Origin of the sequence: Parahoeflea halophila, from assembly GCF_900220985.1 — a bacterium.
GTDB lineage: Bacteria > Pseudomonadota > Alphaproteobacteria > Rhizobiales > Rhizobiaceae > Hoeflea > Hoeflea halophila.
In genome coordinates, this window is record NZ_OCPC01000005.1 from 382,893 (window position 1) to 400,275 (window position 17,383).

Below are 17,383 nucleotides of genomic sequence, written 5' to 3' on the forward strand. Positions count from 1 at the left end.
TGTAAATTCAGTCACATCGAAGGCGATCAAACAGCTGCCAAGCTTTGCCGCCGGACCCTGACAATTGCATACTGGAGACATGACATGACTGATTTTTACAACCTGGTTCCGACAGCTCCCGAAGGCCGCTATGACGGCGTCGAGCGGCCCTACAGCCCGGCTGACGTTCAGAAGCTTCGGGGCTCCGTCAGCATCAAGCATACGCTCGCCGAAATGGGCGCCAACCGGTTGTGGAAGCTGATCCACGAGGAAGACTTCGTCAATTCGCTGGGCGCCATGACCGGCAACCAGGCGATGCAGCAGGTCCGCGCCGGCCTCAAGGCGATCTACCTCTCGGGCTGGCAGGTTGCGGCCGATTCGAACACCGCGTCGCAGATGTATCCCGACCAGTCGCTCTATCCTGCCAATGCGGCACCGGAGCTTGCCAAGCGCATCAACCGCACGCTGCAGCGCGCCGACCAGATCGAGACCGCTGAAGGCAACGGCTTGTCGGTCGACACCTGGTTCGCGCCGATCGTCGCCGACGCGGAAGCCGGCTTCGGCGGCCCACTGAACGCGTTCGAAATCATGAAGGCCTTCATCGAAGCCGGCGTTGCTGGCGTTCACTATGAAGACCAGCTGGCCTCTGAAAAGAAGTGCGGCCATCTCGGCGGCAAGGTTCTGATCCCGACCGCGGCGCATATCCGCAACCTCAACGCAGCCCGGCTTGCTGCCGACGTCATGGGCACGCCGACGCTGGTGATCGCCCGCACCGATGCGGAAGCCGCCAAGCTTTTGACCTCCGACATCGACGAGCGCGATCGCGAATTTGTCGATTACGATGCCGGCCGCACCGTCGAAGGCTTCTACAACATCAAGAACGGGCTGGAGTCGTGCATTGCACGCGCGGTTGCCTACGCGCCGCATTGCGACCTGATCTGGTGCGAAACCTCTAAGCCGGATCTCGAGCAGGCGCGCAAGTTCGCCGAGGGCGTGCACAAGCACTATCCGGGCAAGCTGCTTGCCTACAACTGCTCCCCGTCGTTCAACTGGAAGAAGCATCTCGACGATGCGACCATTGCCAAGTTCCAGCGCGAACTCGGCGCCATGGGCTACAAGTTCCAGTTCATCACGCTGGCCGGTTTTCACCAGCTCAACCACGGCATGTTCGAACTCGCCCGCGGCTACAAGGACCGCCAGATGGCTGCCTATTCCGAGCTGCAGGAAGCCGAATTCGCCTCCGAAGCCAATGGCTACACCGCGACCAAGCACCAGCGCGAGGTCGGCACCGGTTACTTCGACGCCGTATCGATGGCGATCACCGGCGGCAAGTCATCGACCACCGCAATGGGCGAATCCACCGAGACCGCGCAGTTCAAGCCGGCCGCGGAATAACGAGATCATCCCTCACCCGCATCAGGCGGGTGAGGCCCCCAGGACAAAACGATCACAAACCCCGTCAGAGGAGAAATGCACATGACACCCCAGACCCGAGTCAAGGAACGCGCGGAAGAACAGTCTTCGGCCATGGATTCAGACCAGCAGGCAGCCATCCGGATGCTGGCCAACGACCTGCACCGCCTCAACCACTCCGTCATGAAGGCGGTTGATGCCGGTGTTTCGGTGGAGCTGGTCCGCTCCGCCCGTCACCATGGCGGCGAAGGCAACTGGGGAGATCTGCTGATCCCGGTGATCGTCACCCAGGGCAAGTAATCCGGGACCGGAAACAATCCGGCCCACCACTTCCGGGAGTCCCTGGTCCCGGATTTGCCTCCAGGCAAAAAATTACCCGCCGTGGCTCGCGCCCCGGCGGGCTTTTTGTTCGGTTGCCTTGGGCCGTGGCTTCCCGCAGCGGCTTTCTGGTCTGCGCGGGGCGTGGATGCATCCCGCGCGTTCTCTGTTCCCTCTTGCGGTTCAGGCTGCCACCACCGCGCGGCGGCCGCGGGCGGTGTCGGTGATGCGCATGGCAACAAACGACAGCACCGCGGCAAGGGCGATGGCGGCGACCATCGGCAGCGGGGTGCCGTCGAAGAACGGACCGGCAAGGATGGTCATGATGCCGCCGACCATCATCTGCAGCATGCCGCCAAGCGAGGAGGCAAGGCCGGCAATGTCGCCGTGATCATCGAGCGCCATGACCATGGCTGTCGGGATCACCAGACCCAGGCAGGCATTGGCACAGATCAGCAGCGCGACCAGCAGGACGAAATGATCAACGCCGAACCAGACCAGACCCAAAAGAACCAGGGTGAAGCCGAGGAAGCCGGCAACCGCCCGGCTGACCACGCGTTCGGACCCGTATTTTTCCCCCAGCCTCGCAGCCAGCTGCGAGGCAGAGAAGAAACCGGCCGCATTGGCGGCGAAGGCGAGGCTGAAGCCTGTGGGCGTCAGGCCGTAATAACCGGTGTAGACGAAGGAGGAACTGGCCAGGAACACGAAGAAGCTCGCCATGCCGAAGGCGCCGACAAAGGTCAGCCCCATGAACACCGGATCGCGCAGCAGCGTCTTGATACCGCTTATGAGAGCGGCAAGCCGCACCGGCGCCCGCCTTTCCGGCGCAAGCGTTTCGGGCTGCAACAGCCAGGTGATGGCAATCGACATCAGCGACACCAGCGCCAGGACGCCGAAGATCGCGCGCCAGCCGGAGATGGCGACGATGCCCGAACCGATCAGCGGCGCCAGCATCGGCGAGACCGAGATGATCAGCATCACCAGCGCCATCAGCCTTGTGGCCTGCGGACCGGTGTGCATGTCGCGGATGATGGCGCGCGGGATGACCATGGCCGCTGCTCCGCCAAGCGCCTGGACGACGCGGGCGGCAACCAGGGAATTCATGTCGGGCGCCAGCGCGCAGCCGACGGAGCCCGCCAGAAACAGAACCAGACCGGCAATCAGCGGCGGCTTGCGGCCTACCACATCGGCGAGCGGGCCATAGACCATCTGGGCCAGGCCGAAGGCGATGAAATAGGCCGAGATGGTCAGCTGTGCCCCGGCGATGGTGCCACCGAGGCTGTCGGCGATGGCAGGCATGGCCGGCAGGAACATGTCGATGGCCAGCGGACCGGAAGCGCATAACAGGCCCAGCACGACGGCGGAGCGAAGAAAGGGAGACATTATATTACCTCAACAAGAAACGGCGGACGGCTGCGGCAAATACGCCGCGATGCATCGTCCTGATAAGAAACTTCGCTGACAGAAGATGGCAGCAGACGCGAACGGTCCGGTACGGCGGTCGCTTCCACCTGTCAGGAACCGCTTATAACGGGTCAGCCCGTCAACTGCCGGGCTGTCAAATCTCTGCCGGAGCGAAGGCGGAATTCAGCCATGGCCCCCGCCGGAGGACGACACCTCCGCCGGGCCGGGCGCTTGAATTCCGCCTTCGCTACCGGATCAATGGAAAACTGTTCACAACACGTACTCCCGCAATCGGGTCCATGGACCCTAGTCGGGTTCGCGCGGGTTGCAAAGCATGCGCATGCAATCCGCAGGGCGGTTTTGACGCGGCCTGTTGCCGGGGCGCTACACCGTGTCGCCGCTCGGATCATCCCGGTCCCGTTGGTAACGTGCCGAGAGCGGAAACGGCGGCAGCCAGGCTTCGCGGCGGATCGTCCAGAGTTCGTAGGTGGGCGTGAAGCGATCGGGCTGATCGAGCGCGCCGAGATTGAGCTCGACCTCGGCGCCGGAGCGGCCGAAGACGGAAGAGCCGCAGTCGGGACAGAAATGCCGGCCCTGATAGTGGCGGCTTTCGCCCTCGATGCGGACCGCAGTCCCGGGGAAGATCGCCGAGGCGTGAAACAGGGCGCCGTGGTGCTTGCGGCAATCGAGGCAATGGCAGAGGCCGACCCGGTCGGGTTCGCCCGAGGCTGTGAAGCGGAGTTTGCCGCAAAGGCAGCCGCCGGTGACTGTGTGCATGGGTTGACCTCCCCGAACATGTGATGCGCCAATTTACCCCGCGGCCGGGCCCGGCCGCAATTGTGCGGCGCCGGTGTCTTGATGACGACACGGCAAATCCCTCCGCACGCGCCGGGCGCCGGAGTGTCGGGCAGATGGGGTCCGGAGGGCCGCGCGCGGGCGTCGCCTCGGAAAGGATTTTGGTGTGCATGTCAGTGACATGCAGCGGGTGGCGCACGCGCGCGCGGGCCCGAAACTCGCCGGATGATGTCCGCATCCGACAGGCAGTGTCCTGCTTCGCTGGACCGCTTGAGGGCTTGGCCCGACGCGGCTTGGACAATTTCCTGAACCGCGGCCCCGGACACGAGCGCCGCGATGGAAGCCTTTGGGCGTGGGTTCCGGCACGAAGCGTACCCCCGCGTTGAGGTGCATGGGCGTCCCGGTGGAACCACCGGGGCACGGCACGCACACGGGGAAGCACCTCCGCCACAGGCCCGCACCGCCTCCGGGGTCGCCCGCCCTCTGGCAGGCATGGACCCGAGAGAGGTCCGGTGGCCGGCTGAACCTGATCGTCCCTATGGGAGCAATCACGCCCGCCGGCGGAGCCACGCTGGTCACCGCCTCCTTTCAGGGTCTCGCCGCACGTTACGGAAAAGCCCGGGAGGCATTCCCTCCCGCCTGGTCCGACACGTTCGCGATCCATCCGGCGGCGGGAGTGCCGGGAAGTATGGCATGAGGGTGGAAGGTGGGGAAAAATTGCGGGGGTTTTATTTGTGGGGAGTTCCCAACTGTCGTCATCCTCGGCTTCCGAGCCGAGGATCCATACCGTGATCCTTCGGCACTCAGTGTTGCTGGATAGATCGCGGAATGGATCCTAGGGTCGGGGCCCTAGGATGACGAAATGAGGGGACCGTGGCGGACGATGGAGAGACAGTGCTGCAGACTGGGTGGCGGAGAAGGCGAATTTCATTGTCTTGGCTTCAGCCAGGTGCTGGAAATTCCAAGCATGGGGGTCGAGTTCCCAGCCCGGAAATACTTCCTTACCTCAAAAATCTACGACTTGGCTGACGCCAAGGCCGTGATTTATCGATCTTACATATTAGAAGCACCTCGAACGCAGGGGTGGGGACCAACCTGACCGGAATGGCTTTGGGCCGGGGCAAGTCCCCTCCCCAACCTTGCCGGGGCGAGCCACGGGTCTCGCCCGTCCTACGGCCCCCCACAAGGGGGAGGGGCTAGAGCGGAGTGGTCATCGGAGTTCGGAAGTTATTTGGGGCACCGGTACAGACGCGCGCGCAGACCTACCCTTACGCAGCCTGGCCGTGATCGGCCCTATGGGCGTCTTCCATGTCGAGGCGGAACCGGGCGACGAGCGTGGTGAGTTCGGCGGCTTCCTGGGCGAGCGTATGGCTGGCGGCGTTGGTTTGTTCGACCATGGCAGCGTTCTGCTGGGTCATCTGGTCCATCTGGTTGACGGCGGTGTTGACCTCGGCAAGGCCGGTCGACTGTTCACGGCTGGCGGTGGCCATGGCGCCGACATGGCCCGAGATTTCCTCGATCCGGGCGATGATGCGGGTGATGGACTCACCGGTCTCGCCCACCAGCGAGACGCCGGAGCGGACTTCCTCGCCGGAGGCGGCGATCAGTTCCTTGATTTCCTTGGCAGCGCCGGCTGAACGGCCGGCCAGTTCGCGCACTTCCTGGGCGACGACGGCAAAGCCCTTGCCGGCCTCGCCGGCGCGGGCGGCCTCGACGCCGGCATTGAGCGCCAGAAGGTTGGTCTGGAAGGCAATCTCGTCGATGACGCCGATGATCTGGTTGATCTTGCCCGAGGCCTCCTCGATGCGGCTCATGGCGTCGACGGCGCGGGCAACAATCTCGCCCGACGCGCGGGCGTCTTTCGCGGTTTCGCCGGCCAGCTTGTCGGTGTCCGAGGCGCGGCTCGAGGCAGTGCGGACAGTGGCCGAAATCTGGTCGACGGCGGCGGCTGTCTGTTCCAGCGAGGCTGCCTGCTGCTCGGTGCGGCGGGCCAGATCGTCGGCGGCCGCACGCATCTGGCCGCTGTTGGAACTGATCGAACCGGCATTGTCGCGGATCTGGCCCAAGGCGTCGCGCATCTGGCCGATGGAGTCGTTGAAATCGAGGCGCAGGCTGTCGAGTTCACCGGCAAAGGGCGTATCGATGGTCGAGGCCAGATTGCCCTGAGACAGATCGCGCAGCGCCGAACCCAGTGCCTGGACGGCAAAACGGACCTGGGCGTCAGCCTCTGCCTTTTCCGAGTCGGACTGTTCGCGCGCCCGGGCCGCCAGTTCGCGTTCGCGTTCGCTTTCGCCTTCAAGGCGAACCTTGTCGATGGCGTTCGACTTGAAGACATCGAGCGCACGGGCCATCTCGCCGATCTCGTCGGCGCGGGCGTTGTCGGTGACATCGACCTCGAGATCGCCCGAAGCCACATCACGCATGGCGCGTACCAGGCGGCGGATCGGGCCCTTGAGCGCCGAGACCAGCAAGAAAGCGGCGGCAAGAGCGAAGACGCCGCCGACCAGGGCCGCAGTGAGCGTGATGCCAGACGCCCGGTCCTTGACCGCGACGGCGCCCTGCTGCTGGCTGGTCGTGAACTGGACAACGCCGTTCCAGGCCTGATTGATGCGCTCGGAAGCGTCCGCAAAAGCAAGCCTGTTGGCTGTGACCAGCTCGACAAGCGAGTCAGCCAGGCCCGGCATCGCCTTGATGCGCTCGAGCGCCTCGTCGCCGATCGCGGCGATGATCTCGTCACCGCCCTTGGCGATCGCCACCAGCTGGAGGCTCTGGACCACCTGATTGACAGAGATGCTCATATCCGCGGCGGTGGACTCATCGGGCTGGCCGATGAACTTGACTGTTCTGAGCTCGAGGTGACCGATCTTGGAGAGAACGTTGCGGGCATTGGTAATCATGCCCTGGCCGTGCTGGATCGGAATGTCGAGCTCGGCAAATTTCAGCGTCGCCTGGCGGGCGACCTGCGAGGACAGGCCCTGCAGCATGATGCCGGTGGGGCGCAGCGCGTTGGAGTATTTCTGCAACTTGATCATGCTGGCATCGATGACGACACCGGTGTCCATCACATCCAAAAGGCCCTGCATGTTGTCGGCGATCAGGTTCTTGAGCGCGGGCTTGGTGGACGGAACGGCGTCGGGCAGCGTGTTGCGCAGGCTGCGGATGTCCTGCTTCAGTTCTTCAGCGGCGGCGAAGGCCTCCTCGGGGGTGGCTGCGCCACTGATCTTGCTGGAAATCTGGACGACGATCTGGGAGCCGCTCTCGAGCTTTTCCGCGGTCTTGAGCATCGACCGCGCCTCCGATTCGGCCTTGCCGAGCGTCTCGGTCACCTTTTCGATGCTCGAGTTGAGCCGGCTGCGGGCATCGGCGATGGTCTGCAGCGTCTCGGAGAAGGTCGTGCGGATGCCCGTCTCGTCGCCATGCAGCGCCCAGAGCCGGTCGACATCTCCACGCAGGTCCTCAGCCAGGGTACGGGCACGGTTGAGCGCCTCCGATTCCGCGGCATTTTCGGCCAGCGAGATAACGTTTTCCATCCGGGCGAGCTGCGAGTCGAGGCTCTGCATCACCGCAGCGCGCTTTTCCTCGTTCTGCTCCTGCAGAAAGCTCGTCATGCCGGCATAGGCATCCTTGAAGCCCGACAGCGTCTCGATGCTGGCGCTGGTGCCGACCAGGCGGCCGCCGAGCAGAGAGCCGGTGTACAGATTGATTGCGGCGAGCCCGGCCATTGCCGCGATCAGCGGAATGATGAACACAATGACCTTGGTCTGAATGGAAAAACGGGCAAGCAACCTGTCGATGGTCATGGGGAAGTCCCTACATGATGAAGAATACATGCGGACATGGCCGCCAAGACAGGTTGCATCATGCAAAACCACCCGAGTATTCGCCGGGCGGACGTCTAACCTATACGATGGAGGATGGCAGAACAGAGTTAAGGCAACCTGAATCCACAATCTGTTGCTCCGCGCGGTACGCGGCCAGCGCCGGACGGGGTGAAAATCTGCGGCCGGATCCAGCCGATTGCTGCGCCACAGAGAGCTTCGGCAGTGGCTGGCGCAACGCCAAGAATCCTCTATGATCACGCCACTCTCAGCTAACCCATGGTGATTTATGGCCTCCCGCAAGTCCGGCAAACCGGCTTCTGCCAAACCCGCGCAGGCAGCTGCGCCGAAATATCTCGACAACAAGCGCGGCGTCGAGAACTGGACCGAGGCCACGGAGTGGCTGAGGGTACGGGGCATCGAGGATATCGAATGCATCACGCCGGATTTCGCCGGTGTCGCACGCGGCAAGATGATGCCGTCGTCGAAATTCACCTCCAACACCTCGCTGTCGCTACCCTCGGCAGTGTTCCGGCACACCATTTCGGGCGAGTACCCGGAAGAAACCGGTGACTTTCGTTATGACCCGCTCGATGGCGACCTGAAGCTGGTGCCGGATCTTTCGACACTTTCGGTGGTGCCGTGGGAGAGCGACCCGACCGCACAGGTGATCTGCGACATGGTGACCACCAAGGGTGACCCGGTCACCTACACGCCGCGCAACGTGCTCAAGCAGGTGCTGGCGCTTTACACGGAAAGGGGCTGGAAGCCGGTGGTGGCGCCGGAAATCGAATTCTATCTGGTGGCGCAGCACGAGGATCCCGATCATCCGCTGCAGCCGCCACGCGGCCGGTCGGGACGGACGATCACCGGCGGGCAATCCTATTCGATTGCCGGCGTCAACGAGTTCGACGAACTGGTCGACGACATCTACGACTTTTCCGACAAGCAGGGCCTGGAGATCGATACGCTGATCCACGAGGAAGGGCCGGCGCAGATGGAAATCAATCTGCGCCATGGCGACCCGGTGGAACTGGCCGACCAGGTGTTCATGTTCAAGCGGACGATCCGCGAAGCAGCGATCAAGCACGGCATGTTCGCCACCTTCATGGCCAAGCCGATGCAGCAATATGCCGGTTCGGCGATGCATATCCACCAGTCGATCGTCGACACCAAGACCGGCAAGAACGTGTTTTCCAAGCCCGACGGCGAGCCGAGCGAGGCCTTCTTCAACTTCATCGGCGGCATGCAGCACTATGTGCCGAAGGCGCTGGTGATGATGGCGCCCTATGTCAACTCCTACCGGCGGCTGACGCCTGACATGGCCTGCCCGGTCAACAATGCCTGGGGCTACGACAACCGGACCACGGCCTTCCGGGTGCCGCATTCCGAACCGGTGGCGCGGCGGGTGGAAAACCGCCTGCCCTCCTCGGACGCCAATTCCTACCTTGCGCTGGCGGCGTCGCTGGCCTGTGGCTATCTCGGCATGGTCAACGGGCTGGTGCCGAGCGACCCGGCCTACCAGACCGTCAATGAAGGCTCGGTGGACCTGCCACGCGGACTGCTAGAAGCGGTGTCGCTGCTTGAAAGCGAGCCTGGGTTTGCCCAGGTGTTCGGGCAGGAGTTCATCAACACCTATGCCGGCGTCAAGCGTGGCGAATTCGAGACCTTCATGCAGGTGATCAGCCCGTGGGAACGGGAATTCCTGCTGCTCAACGTCTGAGAAATGTAATAAATGACCTATCAAAGCCCCATCTCGCCCGGGATCTCGTTTTACGAGGCGACCATCGGCGACCGCCCCACCTACCCGGCTCTCTCCGGCCCGGCGAGTGCCGATGTGGTGATTGTCGGCGGCGGCTTTACCGGCCTGCAGGCAGCACACCATCTTGCCGCAGGCGGCAGGGACGTGGTGCTGATCGACGGCGCGCGGTTCGGCGACGGCGCATCGGGGCGCAATGGCGGCCAGCTGGGCACCGGTCAGCGGGCCTGGGTGGATGAGCTGGAAGCCGATTTCGGAAAGGACGGCACGCGGGCGCAATTTGCGGTGGCGGAGCGGGCGAAGGCACATCTGCTCGCCTTCGCCGAAGCGCACGGGATCGACGCCGATTACCGGCCCGGCCAGATCTCGGCGGCGCACAAGCAAGGCTACGTGAAAGACTACCGCGAGCATGTGCGGATCATGCGGGATGAATACGGCTATGACGGGCTGAGCTTCCTCGACAGGGAGGCTCTGGCCGAAAAACTGGGCTCAACCCGCTATCACGGCGGCACCTATGACGCAGCGACAGGCCACATCAATCCGCTGAAATATGCAGTCGGCCTTGCGCGCGCCGCATCCGCTGCCGGCGCGCGGCTCCATGAAAACACCCGTGCGCGGGCAATCTCGAGTGCGGGCGGCAAGGTGACGGTGAAGACCGATGCCGGCGACATCGTTGCCGGTCAGGCGCTGATTGCCTGCAACGCCTTTATTGAAGGACTGGAGCCGGTGACAAGCGCGCATGTGATGCCGATCCGCTCGTTCATCGGCGCCACGGTGCCGCTCGGCGACGACAGCCCGGTGATCCCGGGCGGGGAATCGGTCGACGATTCGCGCTTCGTGGTGCGCTATTTCCGCAAGAGCGCGGACGGGCGGCTTTTGTTCGGCGGCCGCGAGGCCTACACGTCGGACAATCCGGCCGACATTTCGAGCCATATCCGCCGGCAGATCGCCGAGATCTACCCGGCGCTGGAAAATGTCGAGATCACCCATTCCTGGGGCGGCTCGGTGGGCATCACGCTGTCGCGCCGGCCCTTCGTCCGCGAGGTGATGAAGAACGTCACTTCGATCGGCGGATTTTCCGGCCATGGGGTGATGCTGTCGAACTATTGCGGCAAGCTTTATGCCGACCATGTGCTGGGCGGCTCGGAGGATCTGGAAGTGATGCGCAACCTCAAGGTCGGCCCCTTCCCCGGCGGCGACAAGCTGCGCAAGCCGCTTTTGTTCCTGGCGCTGACCTGGTATTCGTTGAGGGACCGGTTCTGAGGCGACGCGCCCAGGTGGAGGCACCATGGCCAAGCACAGGATCTACACAACCAGTTTCTCCGACATCTACCCCCATTATGTCGCAAAGGCCGAGCGGAAGGGACGCACGAAAAAGGAGGTCGACGATATCATCTCCTGGCTCACCGGATACGATCCCAAGCAGCTGGGCGAGGTACTCGACAAGATGACGGATTTCGAGACTTTTTTCGCTGAAGCGCCGCAGATGAACCCGTCACGCGACATGATCAAGGGGGTGATTTGCGGTGTCCGGATTGAGAATATCGAGGAGCCGACGATGAAGGAAATCCGGTATCTGGACAAGCTCATCGACGAGTTGGCCAAGGGCAAATCCATGGAGAAAATTCTCCGTTCGGCCTGAATCAGGGCTTTTCCCGACTTCCCGCGCTAATCAACAGGCTGGTACGATGGGGAAATGACACCGAACCGGTTTACGCCCCTAGCATTATCTAATCGATTAGATTATGTGAAAGGCACCGTTCACGGACAGGATGCCACGCTATGAGCCAGATCATCATCCCGGTCGACCCGTTTGACTATGTCGTCTTTGGCGGCACCGGGGACCTTGCCGAGCGCAAGCTGCTGCCGGCGCTGTATCACCGGCAGATGGCGGGCCAACTGACCGATCCGACCCGGATCATCGGCGCGTCGCGCTCGGAGATGAGCCGCGAGGAATACCGCAGTTTTGCGCAAGCCGCGCTGAAGGAGCATCTCAAGCAGGACGAGTACCACGACGACGAGGTCGAGACATTTCTCAAGCGCCTGTTCTACATCGCCGTGGATGCCCGGTCCGAGAAGGGCTGGCAGGAGCTGAAAGATCTGCTTGACGAGGGCAAGGACCGGGTCCGGGCCTTCTATCTCGCCGTCGGCCCGTCGCTGTTTGGCGACATTTCCGAGAAGATCCGCTCCAACGGGCTGGTGACCGACGAGACCCGGATTGTGGTCGAAAAGCCGATCGGGCGGGATCTCGATTCCGCGCGCAAGCTCAACGAGACCATCGGCGAGGTGTTTGACGAAGACCAGATCTTCCGGATCGACCATTATCTGGGCAAGGAAACGGTGCAGAACCTGATGGCATTGAGATTTGCCAATGCGCTTTACGAGCCATTGTGGAACTCGGCGCATATCGACCATGTGCAGATCACGGTGGCGGAATCGGTGGGCCTTGAAGGCCGCGCCGGTTATTACGACAAGGCGGGCGCGCTCCGCGACATGGTGCAGAACCACCTGGTGCAGCTGCTGTGCCTGGTGGCGATGGAGCCGCCGGCCTCGATGGACGCCGAAGCGGTGCGTGACGAGAAGCTCAAGGTTCTGCGCTCACTCAAACCGATCAATCAAGACAATGCCGATGCGCTGACGGTGCGCGGCCAGTACAAAGCCGGAGCCTCGGCCGGAGGGGCCGTTAAAGGCTACCTGCAGGAGCTCGAGGGCGGAGTGTCGGACACCGAGACCTTCGTCGCGATCAAGGCCGAGATCAACAACTGGCGCTGGTCGGGCGTGCCCTTCTATCTCAGGACCGGAAAGCGGATGAGCGAGCGGATTTCGGAGATCGTGGTGGCGTTCAAGCCGATCCCGCATTCGATCTTCGGCACGAATGCCGGGCGGATCACCGCCAACAAGCTGGTGATGCGGCTGCAGCCCGACGAGGCCGTGAAGCAGTGGATCATGATCAAGGATCCGGGACCGGGCGGCATGCGGCTCAAGCACGTGTCGCTCGACATGAGCTTCGCCGACCGGTTCGAGGAGCGCAATCCGGACGCCTATGAGCGTCTGCTGCTCGATGTGATCCGCTGCAACCAGACCCTGTTCATGCGCCGCGACGAGGTGGAAGCGGCGTGGCAATGGATCGACCCGATCCTCACCGCCTGGAAAGAGACCGGCCAGACCGTGCAGCCCTACACCGCCGGCACCTGGGGCCCGAGCCAGGCGATTGCCCTTATCGAACGCGACGGCAGGACCTGGCATGAAAGCGACTGAGATGGCCCAAGCCCCGATCCACCGGCATGAATTCGGCGATGGCGGCGAACTGGCCGAAAAGCTGGCGGAGACGGTTGCCGGGACACTGTCCGCGGCGATCGCAGCGCGCGGTGCTGCAACGCTGGCGGTTTCGGGCGGCAACACGCCGAAGGCCCTCTTCGCAGCCCTGTCCAGCCACGCCATCGACTGGAGCAAGGTGACGGTGACGCTGGTCGACGAGCGCATGGTTCCGCCTGCGCATGAGCGCTCGAACCATCGCCTTGCCAGTCTGTTCCTGTTACAAAACAAGGCAGCGGAAGCGCGTTTCGTGCCGCTCTACCGGCCCGGCAGCGATGCCGCCGAAGCAGCGAAATCAGCAGCCGGGGCCATCGATGCTCTGGCTCTGCCGTTCGACGTGGTGATCCTGGGGATGGGAACCGACGGGCACACGGCTTCGTTCTTCCCTGAAGGCTCGACACTTGCGGCGGTCACCGACCCGGCCTGCGGCCAGAGCGTGATGAGCATCGAAGCACCTGGCGCCGGCGAACCGCGACTGACCCTGACGCTGCCGCGCATCGTGGAAGCCGGCCTGATCGTGCTCCATATAGAAGGAGACGAGAAACAAGCGGTGCTGACCCGGGCGCTAAGCGCAGGCGCCGAGACCGAGTTGCCGGTGCGCGCCGTGCTGAACAAGGCCACGACGCCGGTCGAGATCTACTGGGCGCCCTAACGCGCCCTGGCGGTTCGCCGTCATTCCGGCCCGAATAGCGTCACCAGACACCAGACGGGAGCCACGTGCGCCCGAAACAAGCTGACCAGAAGGATGCCAGCCATGACTGTCGATCCCCGCATTGCAGCCGTCACAGCCCGTATTGTCGAACGCTCGAAGCCGAGCCGCGAGACCTATCTCGCGCATTTGAGCGAGATGGCGACCAAGGGTCCGTTCCGCTCGACGCTTTCCTGCGGCAACCTTGCCCACGGCTTTGCCGCCTGCAGTCCGAGTGACAAGGCGGATCTGGCCGGTGACGTGGTGCCCAATCTCGGCATCATCACCTCCTACAATGACATGCTGTCGGCGCATCAGCCGTTCGAGACCTATCCGGAGCTGATCCGCAAGGCGGCGCGCGACGCCGGCGGCGTGGCCCAGGTGGCAGGTGGCGTGCCCGCCATGTGCGACGGGGTGACCCAGGGCCAGCCGGGCATGGAGCTGTCGCTGTTTTCGCGCGATGTGATCGCCATGTCGGCGGCCGTCGGGCTGTCGCACAACATGTTCGATGCGGCGGTCTATCTCGGTGTCTGCGACAAGATTGTGCCGGGCCTATTGATCGCGGCGCTGACCTTCGGCCATCTGCCAGCGGTGTTCATTCCCGCCGGGCCGATGACCACCGGGCTGTCCAACGACGAAAAGGTGCGGATCCGCCAGCTCTATGCCGAGGGCAAGGTCGGACGCGCCGAATTGCTGGAGGCCGAGTCCCAGTCCTATCACGGGCCGGGCACCTGCACATTCTACGGCACGGCGAATTCCAACCAGATGCTGATGGAGATCATGGGGCTGCACCTGCCAGGCTCGTCCTTCATCAATCCGGGCACGCCGCTGAGAGAAGCGCTGACGACGGAAGCGGTCAAGCGGGCGTTGTCGATCACAGCACTCGGCAACGAGTTCACACCGGTGGGCGAGATGATCGACGAGCGCTCGGTGGTCAATGGCGTTGTCGGGCTGCATGCCACTGGCGGCTCGACCAACCACACGCTGCATCTGGTGGCGATGGCGCGGGCGGCGGGGATCCGGCTGACCTGGGAAGACATTTCAGAGCTGTCGGACGCGGTGCCGCTCTTGGCGCGGGTCTATCCGAACGGTCCGGCGGACGTAAACCATTTCAACGCCGCGGGCGGCCTGGGCTTCATGATCGACCAGCTGCTTTCTGCCGGGCTGCTGCATGAGGATGTGCGCACGGTGTGGGGCAAGGGGCTGTCCTCCTATGCGGTCGAGGCCAAGCTTGGCGACAATGGCAGCGTGGTGCGGGAGCCGATCTCAAAGGCCAGCGGAGACCCGAAGGTGGTGACGACGGCGGACAAGCCGTTTCAGCCCAATGGCGGGTTGAAAATGCTCACCGGCAATCTCGGCAAGGGCGTGATCAAGATTTCCGCCGTCAAGCCAGAGCGCTACGTGGTGGAAGCGCCGGCGCGGGTGTTTCACACCCAGGCCGAGTTGCAGGACGCCTTCAAGGCCGGCACGCTGACCGGGGACTTTGTCGCCGTGGTGCGTTTCCAGGGTCCGAAAGCCAACGGCATGCCGGAGCTGCACAAGCTGACCCCGCCGCTGGGCGTGCTGCAGGACCGGGGCCAGAAGGTGGCGCTGGTGACCGACGGGCGCATGTCAGGCGCATCAGGCAAAGTGCCTGCCGCGATCCACGTGACGCCGGAAGCCAAGGATGGCGGACCGATCGGTCGCATCCGCGATGGCGACATGATCCGTGTCGACGCGGTGTCTGGGTCGCTCGAGGTGCTGATCGATGCGGATGAATTCGCCGAGCGCGAACCGGCGGCGGCCGATCTGAGCCACAATGAATGGGGGATCGGCCGCGAGCTGTTCGCGCGGTTCCGCGACACTGCCGGCACCGCCGACGAGGGCGCCAGCGCGCTCTACTAACAGTACCAAGTACGGCGTCTCAGCTCGCTGCTGCTACCAGGAGCGGACATCCATCACGTGGTTACGATGGGCCGGATGGGTGCTGTAGACGAAGATCCGGTGCAGCTCTCGCTCCGTGATCAGCCGCAGAAAACGCACCTCGATGGTGTTGTTGGTATAGGTGCGGGTCAGAACGCAGCCGATGCTGGAAATGCGTGCTTCCGGCACATCGAGGCAGAACTCCCGGGGAACCTTGAATTGGGTAATGATCCCCAGAACTGCGCTGCTGAGCGAGATGCCGATCAACTGGCAGCGGCGCGAGGCCATGTGCATGACGCCCTTCTCGGTAAATTCGATGCGCGCCTCGTTCATCGTCTCCTCCATCTTGAACCGCACTTCGCGGTCATACATGAAGGATTCCTCCCGCTGCAGATAATTCGTCCCCGACGCAGTCACGATCATGCCCCCTCGTTGATGTTGCTTCGTTTTCTGCGCAGGATGTTAGCCATGGAAGTTTAATGGAAGGTGTCCACCGGGGGCTATTGCCGTCTGCGCCGTGGCGGCGAAACCGAGCCCCGGCGGAGGGCCCGTACGTGTGAGAACCACTGCGCGCTGCCGAGCCAGGCAAATCGACCCAAGATTTCATTCTCATGCCCTTGTGGTGCCTTGACCAAGGCCGACTGAAGCTTGCTCGGCGCCAAAACGAGCCACATCCCCTGCACAAACTCCCCGATTTCGATCACGCGAGATAAAGGCCGATCACGAAACGCGTGATCGGTCGTGAGAACGGATCGCCGGCGATTTGAGGCGTCAAGACATCCGGCGGATTGACGGCGTTTCAGGCTTGCGCGGAAACCGCCGTTATCAGGCATCCAGCAATCGCAAGAACCTCGAATTGTGAACGCTGCATGACACGGAGGCTTGACACCGGGGATCTTTTAGCAGGTCGAGTTTTCCATTTATCCAATTGATATTTCTCACGTAAAAAAGTTTCATAGAAAGTTTTTATTGCGTTTCTGAGCGGCTCCCAGGGGCGCTGCTCACATTCATGTGTTTCGCATGTCATCCAGCCGAGACCCATTTGCATTTCATCGAAACGGCGCGGCCCAAACGGCACAGGTTCGCAGGGCCGGATCGTTCAGAACAAATCGAAACACGAACCGCAACAGACACGCAAAGGATTACCACAATGAACAAGATCATCATCGCACTCGGCCTAACTCTCGCAGCCTCCACCGGCGCATTCGCACAGTCGCCCAACGACTATGTCGAACTCAACGCTCCGGTGCACGGCCCGGCCGCTGAAGAATATGCGGCCGAACAGGGCGGCATCGATTACACCGCCACCGCCTCGTTCGACCGCTCCGCTGCGGCCGACAACGGCGACAAGGGTTACACCGAACTGCAGTTCAACCGCTAATCCCCAGCCGGCAGGATGAAGCCGGGCACCTCCAGCCGGTTTCATCCAACGCCTGCCCCCCACTCACCCGGGATGAACAGTGCGGCACCGGAACCTACCAGTTGCCTGCTCGTTCAGCACCGGAACCAGCTTCATCAAAGGACAAATACCATGAACAAGATCATCATCGCACTCGGCCTCACTCTCGCAGCTTCCACAGGCGCATTCGCACAGTCGCCCAACGACTATGTCGAACTGAACGCTCCGGTGCACGGCCCGGCCGCTGAAGAATATGCGGCTGAACAGGGCGGCATCGACTACACCGCCACCGCCTCGTTCGACCGCTCCGCTACGGCCGACAACGGCGACAAGGGCTACACCGAGCTTCAGTTCAACCGCTAAGTTCAGGACACAAGGATGAAGCCGGCTGCTCCCAGCCCCATCCTCCCCGCCGGCTTCATCCCATCCGGACTGAAATCCAAGGGCAGACGGAAATGCTGTGAAACTTTTTCTCAAGCCCGCCCGTACTCCCCTCATGACCCTCAGCCAACAGGTCATGAACTCCAACGCAGCTCCGGCGACGGATTGCACGCTTCAGACCACAACAGACAAAGGACCACGACCATGAACAA

Annotated in this window: 14 protein-coding genes; 10 read left to right on the forward strand and 4 right to left on the reverse strand. The window is 62.9% G+C overall.

Going from position 1 to position 17,383, the window contains the following annotated elements:
* The first annotated feature begins 84 nt into the window (after positions 1-84).
* Together aceA and CRO46_RS17185 are read left to right on the forward strand one after the other, a co-directional pair.
* The gene (gene aceA / locus CRO46_RS17180; RefSeq protein ID WP_097109017.1) at positions 85-1,374 is read left to right on the forward strand and encodes an isocitrate lyase; all 1,290 of its coding nucleotides are present in this window, start codon (positions 85-87) and stop codon (positions 1,372-1,374) included.
* Between the two features lie 81 nt (positions 1,375-1,455).
* A complete protein-coding gene (locus tag CRO46_RS17185) occupies positions 1,456-1,692 on the forward strand; it encodes an SMc00767 family acetate metabolism repressor (RefSeq protein WP_097109018.1) in 237 nt (78 codons plus the stop codon).
* Between the two features lie 201 nt (positions 1,693-1,893).
* On the opposite strand, the gene CRO46_RS17190 is transcribed toward CRO46_RS17185, so the two are convergent.
* The 3 genes from CRO46_RS17190 to CRO46_RS17200 all read right to left on the reverse strand — a co-directional run bounded on the left by CRO46_RS17190 (position 1,894) and on the right by CRO46_RS17200 (position 7,709).
* On the reverse strand, positions 1,894-3,093 hold the full coding sequence (locus CRO46_RS17190; protein WP_097109019.1) for a multidrug effflux MFS transporter: 1,200 nt from the start codon (positions 3,091-3,093) through the stop codon (positions 1,894-1,896).
* A 405-nt stretch (positions 3,094-3,498) separates the two neighbouring features.
* The gene (locus tag CRO46_RS17195) at positions 3,499-3,891 is read right to left on the reverse strand and encodes a GFA family protein (RefSeq protein WP_097109020.1); all 393 of its coding nucleotides are present in this window, start codon (positions 3,889-3,891) and stop codon (positions 3,499-3,501) included.
* A 1,286-nt stretch (positions 3,892-5,177) separates the two neighbouring features.
* Positions 5,178-7,709: a methyl-accepting chemotaxis protein gene (locus CRO46_RS17200; RefSeq protein ID WP_179759101.1), complete on the reverse strand. Its 2,532-nt coding sequence runs from the start codon at positions 7,707-7,709 to the stop codon at positions 5,178-5,180.
* A gap of 307 nt (positions 7,710-8,016) precedes the next feature.
* Here CRO46_RS17200 and CRO46_RS17205 point away from each other — a divergent pair, with 307 nt between their 5' ends.
* The 6 genes from CRO46_RS17205 to edd all read left to right on the forward strand — a co-directional run bounded on the left by CRO46_RS17205 (position 8,017) and on the right by edd (position 15,373).
* Complete coding sequence (locus CRO46_RS17205) at positions 8,017-9,450, forward strand: glutamine synthetase family protein (RefSeq protein ID WP_097109022.1); 1,434 nt, start codon at positions 8,017-8,019, stop codon at positions 9,448-9,450.
* Between the two features lie 12 nt (positions 9,451-9,462).
* The gene (locus CRO46_RS17210) at positions 9,463-10,749 is read left to right on the forward strand and encodes an NAD(P)/FAD-dependent oxidoreductase (protein ID WP_097109023.1); all 1,287 of its coding nucleotides are present in this window, start codon (positions 9,463-9,465) and stop codon (positions 10,747-10,749) included.
* A 25-nt stretch (positions 10,750-10,774) separates the two neighbouring features.
* Entirely contained in the window at positions 10,775-11,128 is a 354-nt protein-coding gene (locus CRO46_RS17215) for a DUF2200 domain-containing protein (protein ID WP_097109024.1), read from the forward strand.
* 140 nt (positions 11,129-11,268) lie between these two features.
* A complete protein-coding gene (zwf, locus tag CRO46_RS17220; RefSeq protein ID WP_097109025.1) occupies positions 11,269-12,744 on the forward strand; it encodes a glucose-6-phosphate dehydrogenase in 1,476 nt (491 codons plus the stop codon).
* The gene (gene pgl, locus CRO46_RS17225) at positions 12,731-13,453 is read left to right on the forward strand and encodes a 6-phosphogluconolactonase (RefSeq protein ID WP_097109026.1); all 723 of its coding nucleotides are present in this window, start codon (positions 12,731-12,733) and stop codon (positions 13,451-13,453) included. Before zwf ends, pgl begins: the two co-directional genes overlap by 14 nt.
* Before the next feature lie 102 nt (positions 13,454-13,555).
* Complete coding sequence (gene edd, locus CRO46_RS17230; protein WP_097109027.1) at positions 13,556-15,373, forward strand: phosphogluconate dehydratase; 1,818 nt, start codon at positions 13,556-13,558, stop codon at positions 15,371-15,373.
* Between the two features lie 33 nt (positions 15,374-15,406).
* On the opposite strand, the gene CRO46_RS17235 is transcribed toward edd, so the two are convergent.
* The gene (locus CRO46_RS17235) at positions 15,407-15,763 is read right to left on the reverse strand and encodes a hypothetical protein (protein WP_097109058.1); all 357 of its coding nucleotides are present in this window, start codon (positions 15,761-15,763) and stop codon (positions 15,407-15,409) included.
* 778 nt (positions 15,764-16,541) lie between these two features.
* Here CRO46_RS17235 and CRO46_RS17240 point away from each other — a divergent pair.
* The gene (locus CRO46_RS17240; protein WP_097109028.1) at positions 16,542-16,772 is read left to right on the forward strand and encodes a hypothetical protein; all 231 of its coding nucleotides are present in this window, start codon (positions 16,542-16,544) and stop codon (positions 16,770-16,772) included.
* A gap of 150 nt (positions 16,773-16,922) precedes the next feature.
* Positions 16,923-17,153, forward strand: coding sequence for a hypothetical protein (locus CRO46_RS17245; protein WP_097109029.1), 231 nt, complete (start codon positions 16,923-16,925; stop codon positions 17,151-17,153).
* Positions 17,154-17,383 lie beyond the last annotated feature (230 nt).

Excerpts from the sequence above, each read along its gene's own strand:
- CRO46_RS17195 (WP_097109020.1), bottom strand. The coding sequence starts at position 3,891 with ATGCACACAGTCACCGGCGGCTGCCTTTGCGGCAAACTCCGCTTCACA.
- CRO46_RS17205 (WP_097109022.1), top strand. The coding sequence starts at position 8,017 with ATGGCCTCCCGCAAGTCCGGCAAACCGGCTTCTGCCAAACCCGCGCAG.
- CRO46_RS17185 (WP_097109018.1), top strand. The coding sequence starts at position 1,456 with ATGACACCCCAGACCCGAGTCAAGGAACGCGCGGAAGAACAGTCTTCG.
- CRO46_RS17245 (WP_097109029.1), top strand. The coding sequence starts at position 16,923 with ATGAACAAGATCATCATCGCACTCGGCCTCACTCTCGCAGCTTCCACA.
- CRO46_RS17190 (WP_097109019.1), bottom strand. The coding sequence starts at position 3,093 with ATGTCTCCCTTTCTTCGCTCCGCCGTCGTGCTGGGCCTGTTATGCGCT.
- CRO46_RS17215 (WP_097109024.1), top strand. The coding sequence starts at position 10,775 with ATGGCCAAGCACAGGATCTACACAACCAGTTTCTCCGACATCTACCCC.
- CRO46_RS17200 (WP_179759101.1), bottom strand. The coding sequence starts at position 7,709 with ATGACCATCGACAGGTTGCTTGCCCGTTTTTCCATTCAGACCAAGGTC.
- CRO46_RS17210 (WP_097109023.1), top strand. The coding sequence starts at position 9,463 with ATGACCTATCAAAGCCCCATCTCGCCCGGGATCTCGTTTTACGAGGCG.
- CRO46_RS17240 (WP_097109028.1), top strand. The coding sequence starts at position 16,542 with ATGAACAAGATCATCATCGCACTCGGCCTAACTCTCGCAGCCTCCACC.
- zwf (WP_097109025.1), top strand. The coding sequence starts at position 11,269 with ATGAGCCAGATCATCATCCCGGTCGACCCGTTTGACTATGTCGTCTTT.
- edd (WP_097109027.1), top strand. The coding sequence starts at position 13,556 with ATGACTGTCGATCCCCGCATTGCAGCCGTCACAGCCCGTATTGTCGAA.
- CRO46_RS17235 (WP_097109058.1), bottom strand. The coding sequence starts at position 15,763 with ATGTATGACCGCGAAGTGCGGTTCAAGATGGAGGAGACGATGAACGAG.
- pgl (WP_097109026.1), top strand. The coding sequence starts at position 12,731 with ATGAAAGCGACTGAGATGGCCCAAGCCCCGATCCACCGGCATGAATTC.
- aceA (WP_097109017.1), top strand. The coding sequence starts at position 85 with ATGACTGATTTTTACAACCTGGTTCCGACAGCTCCCGAAGGCCGCTAT.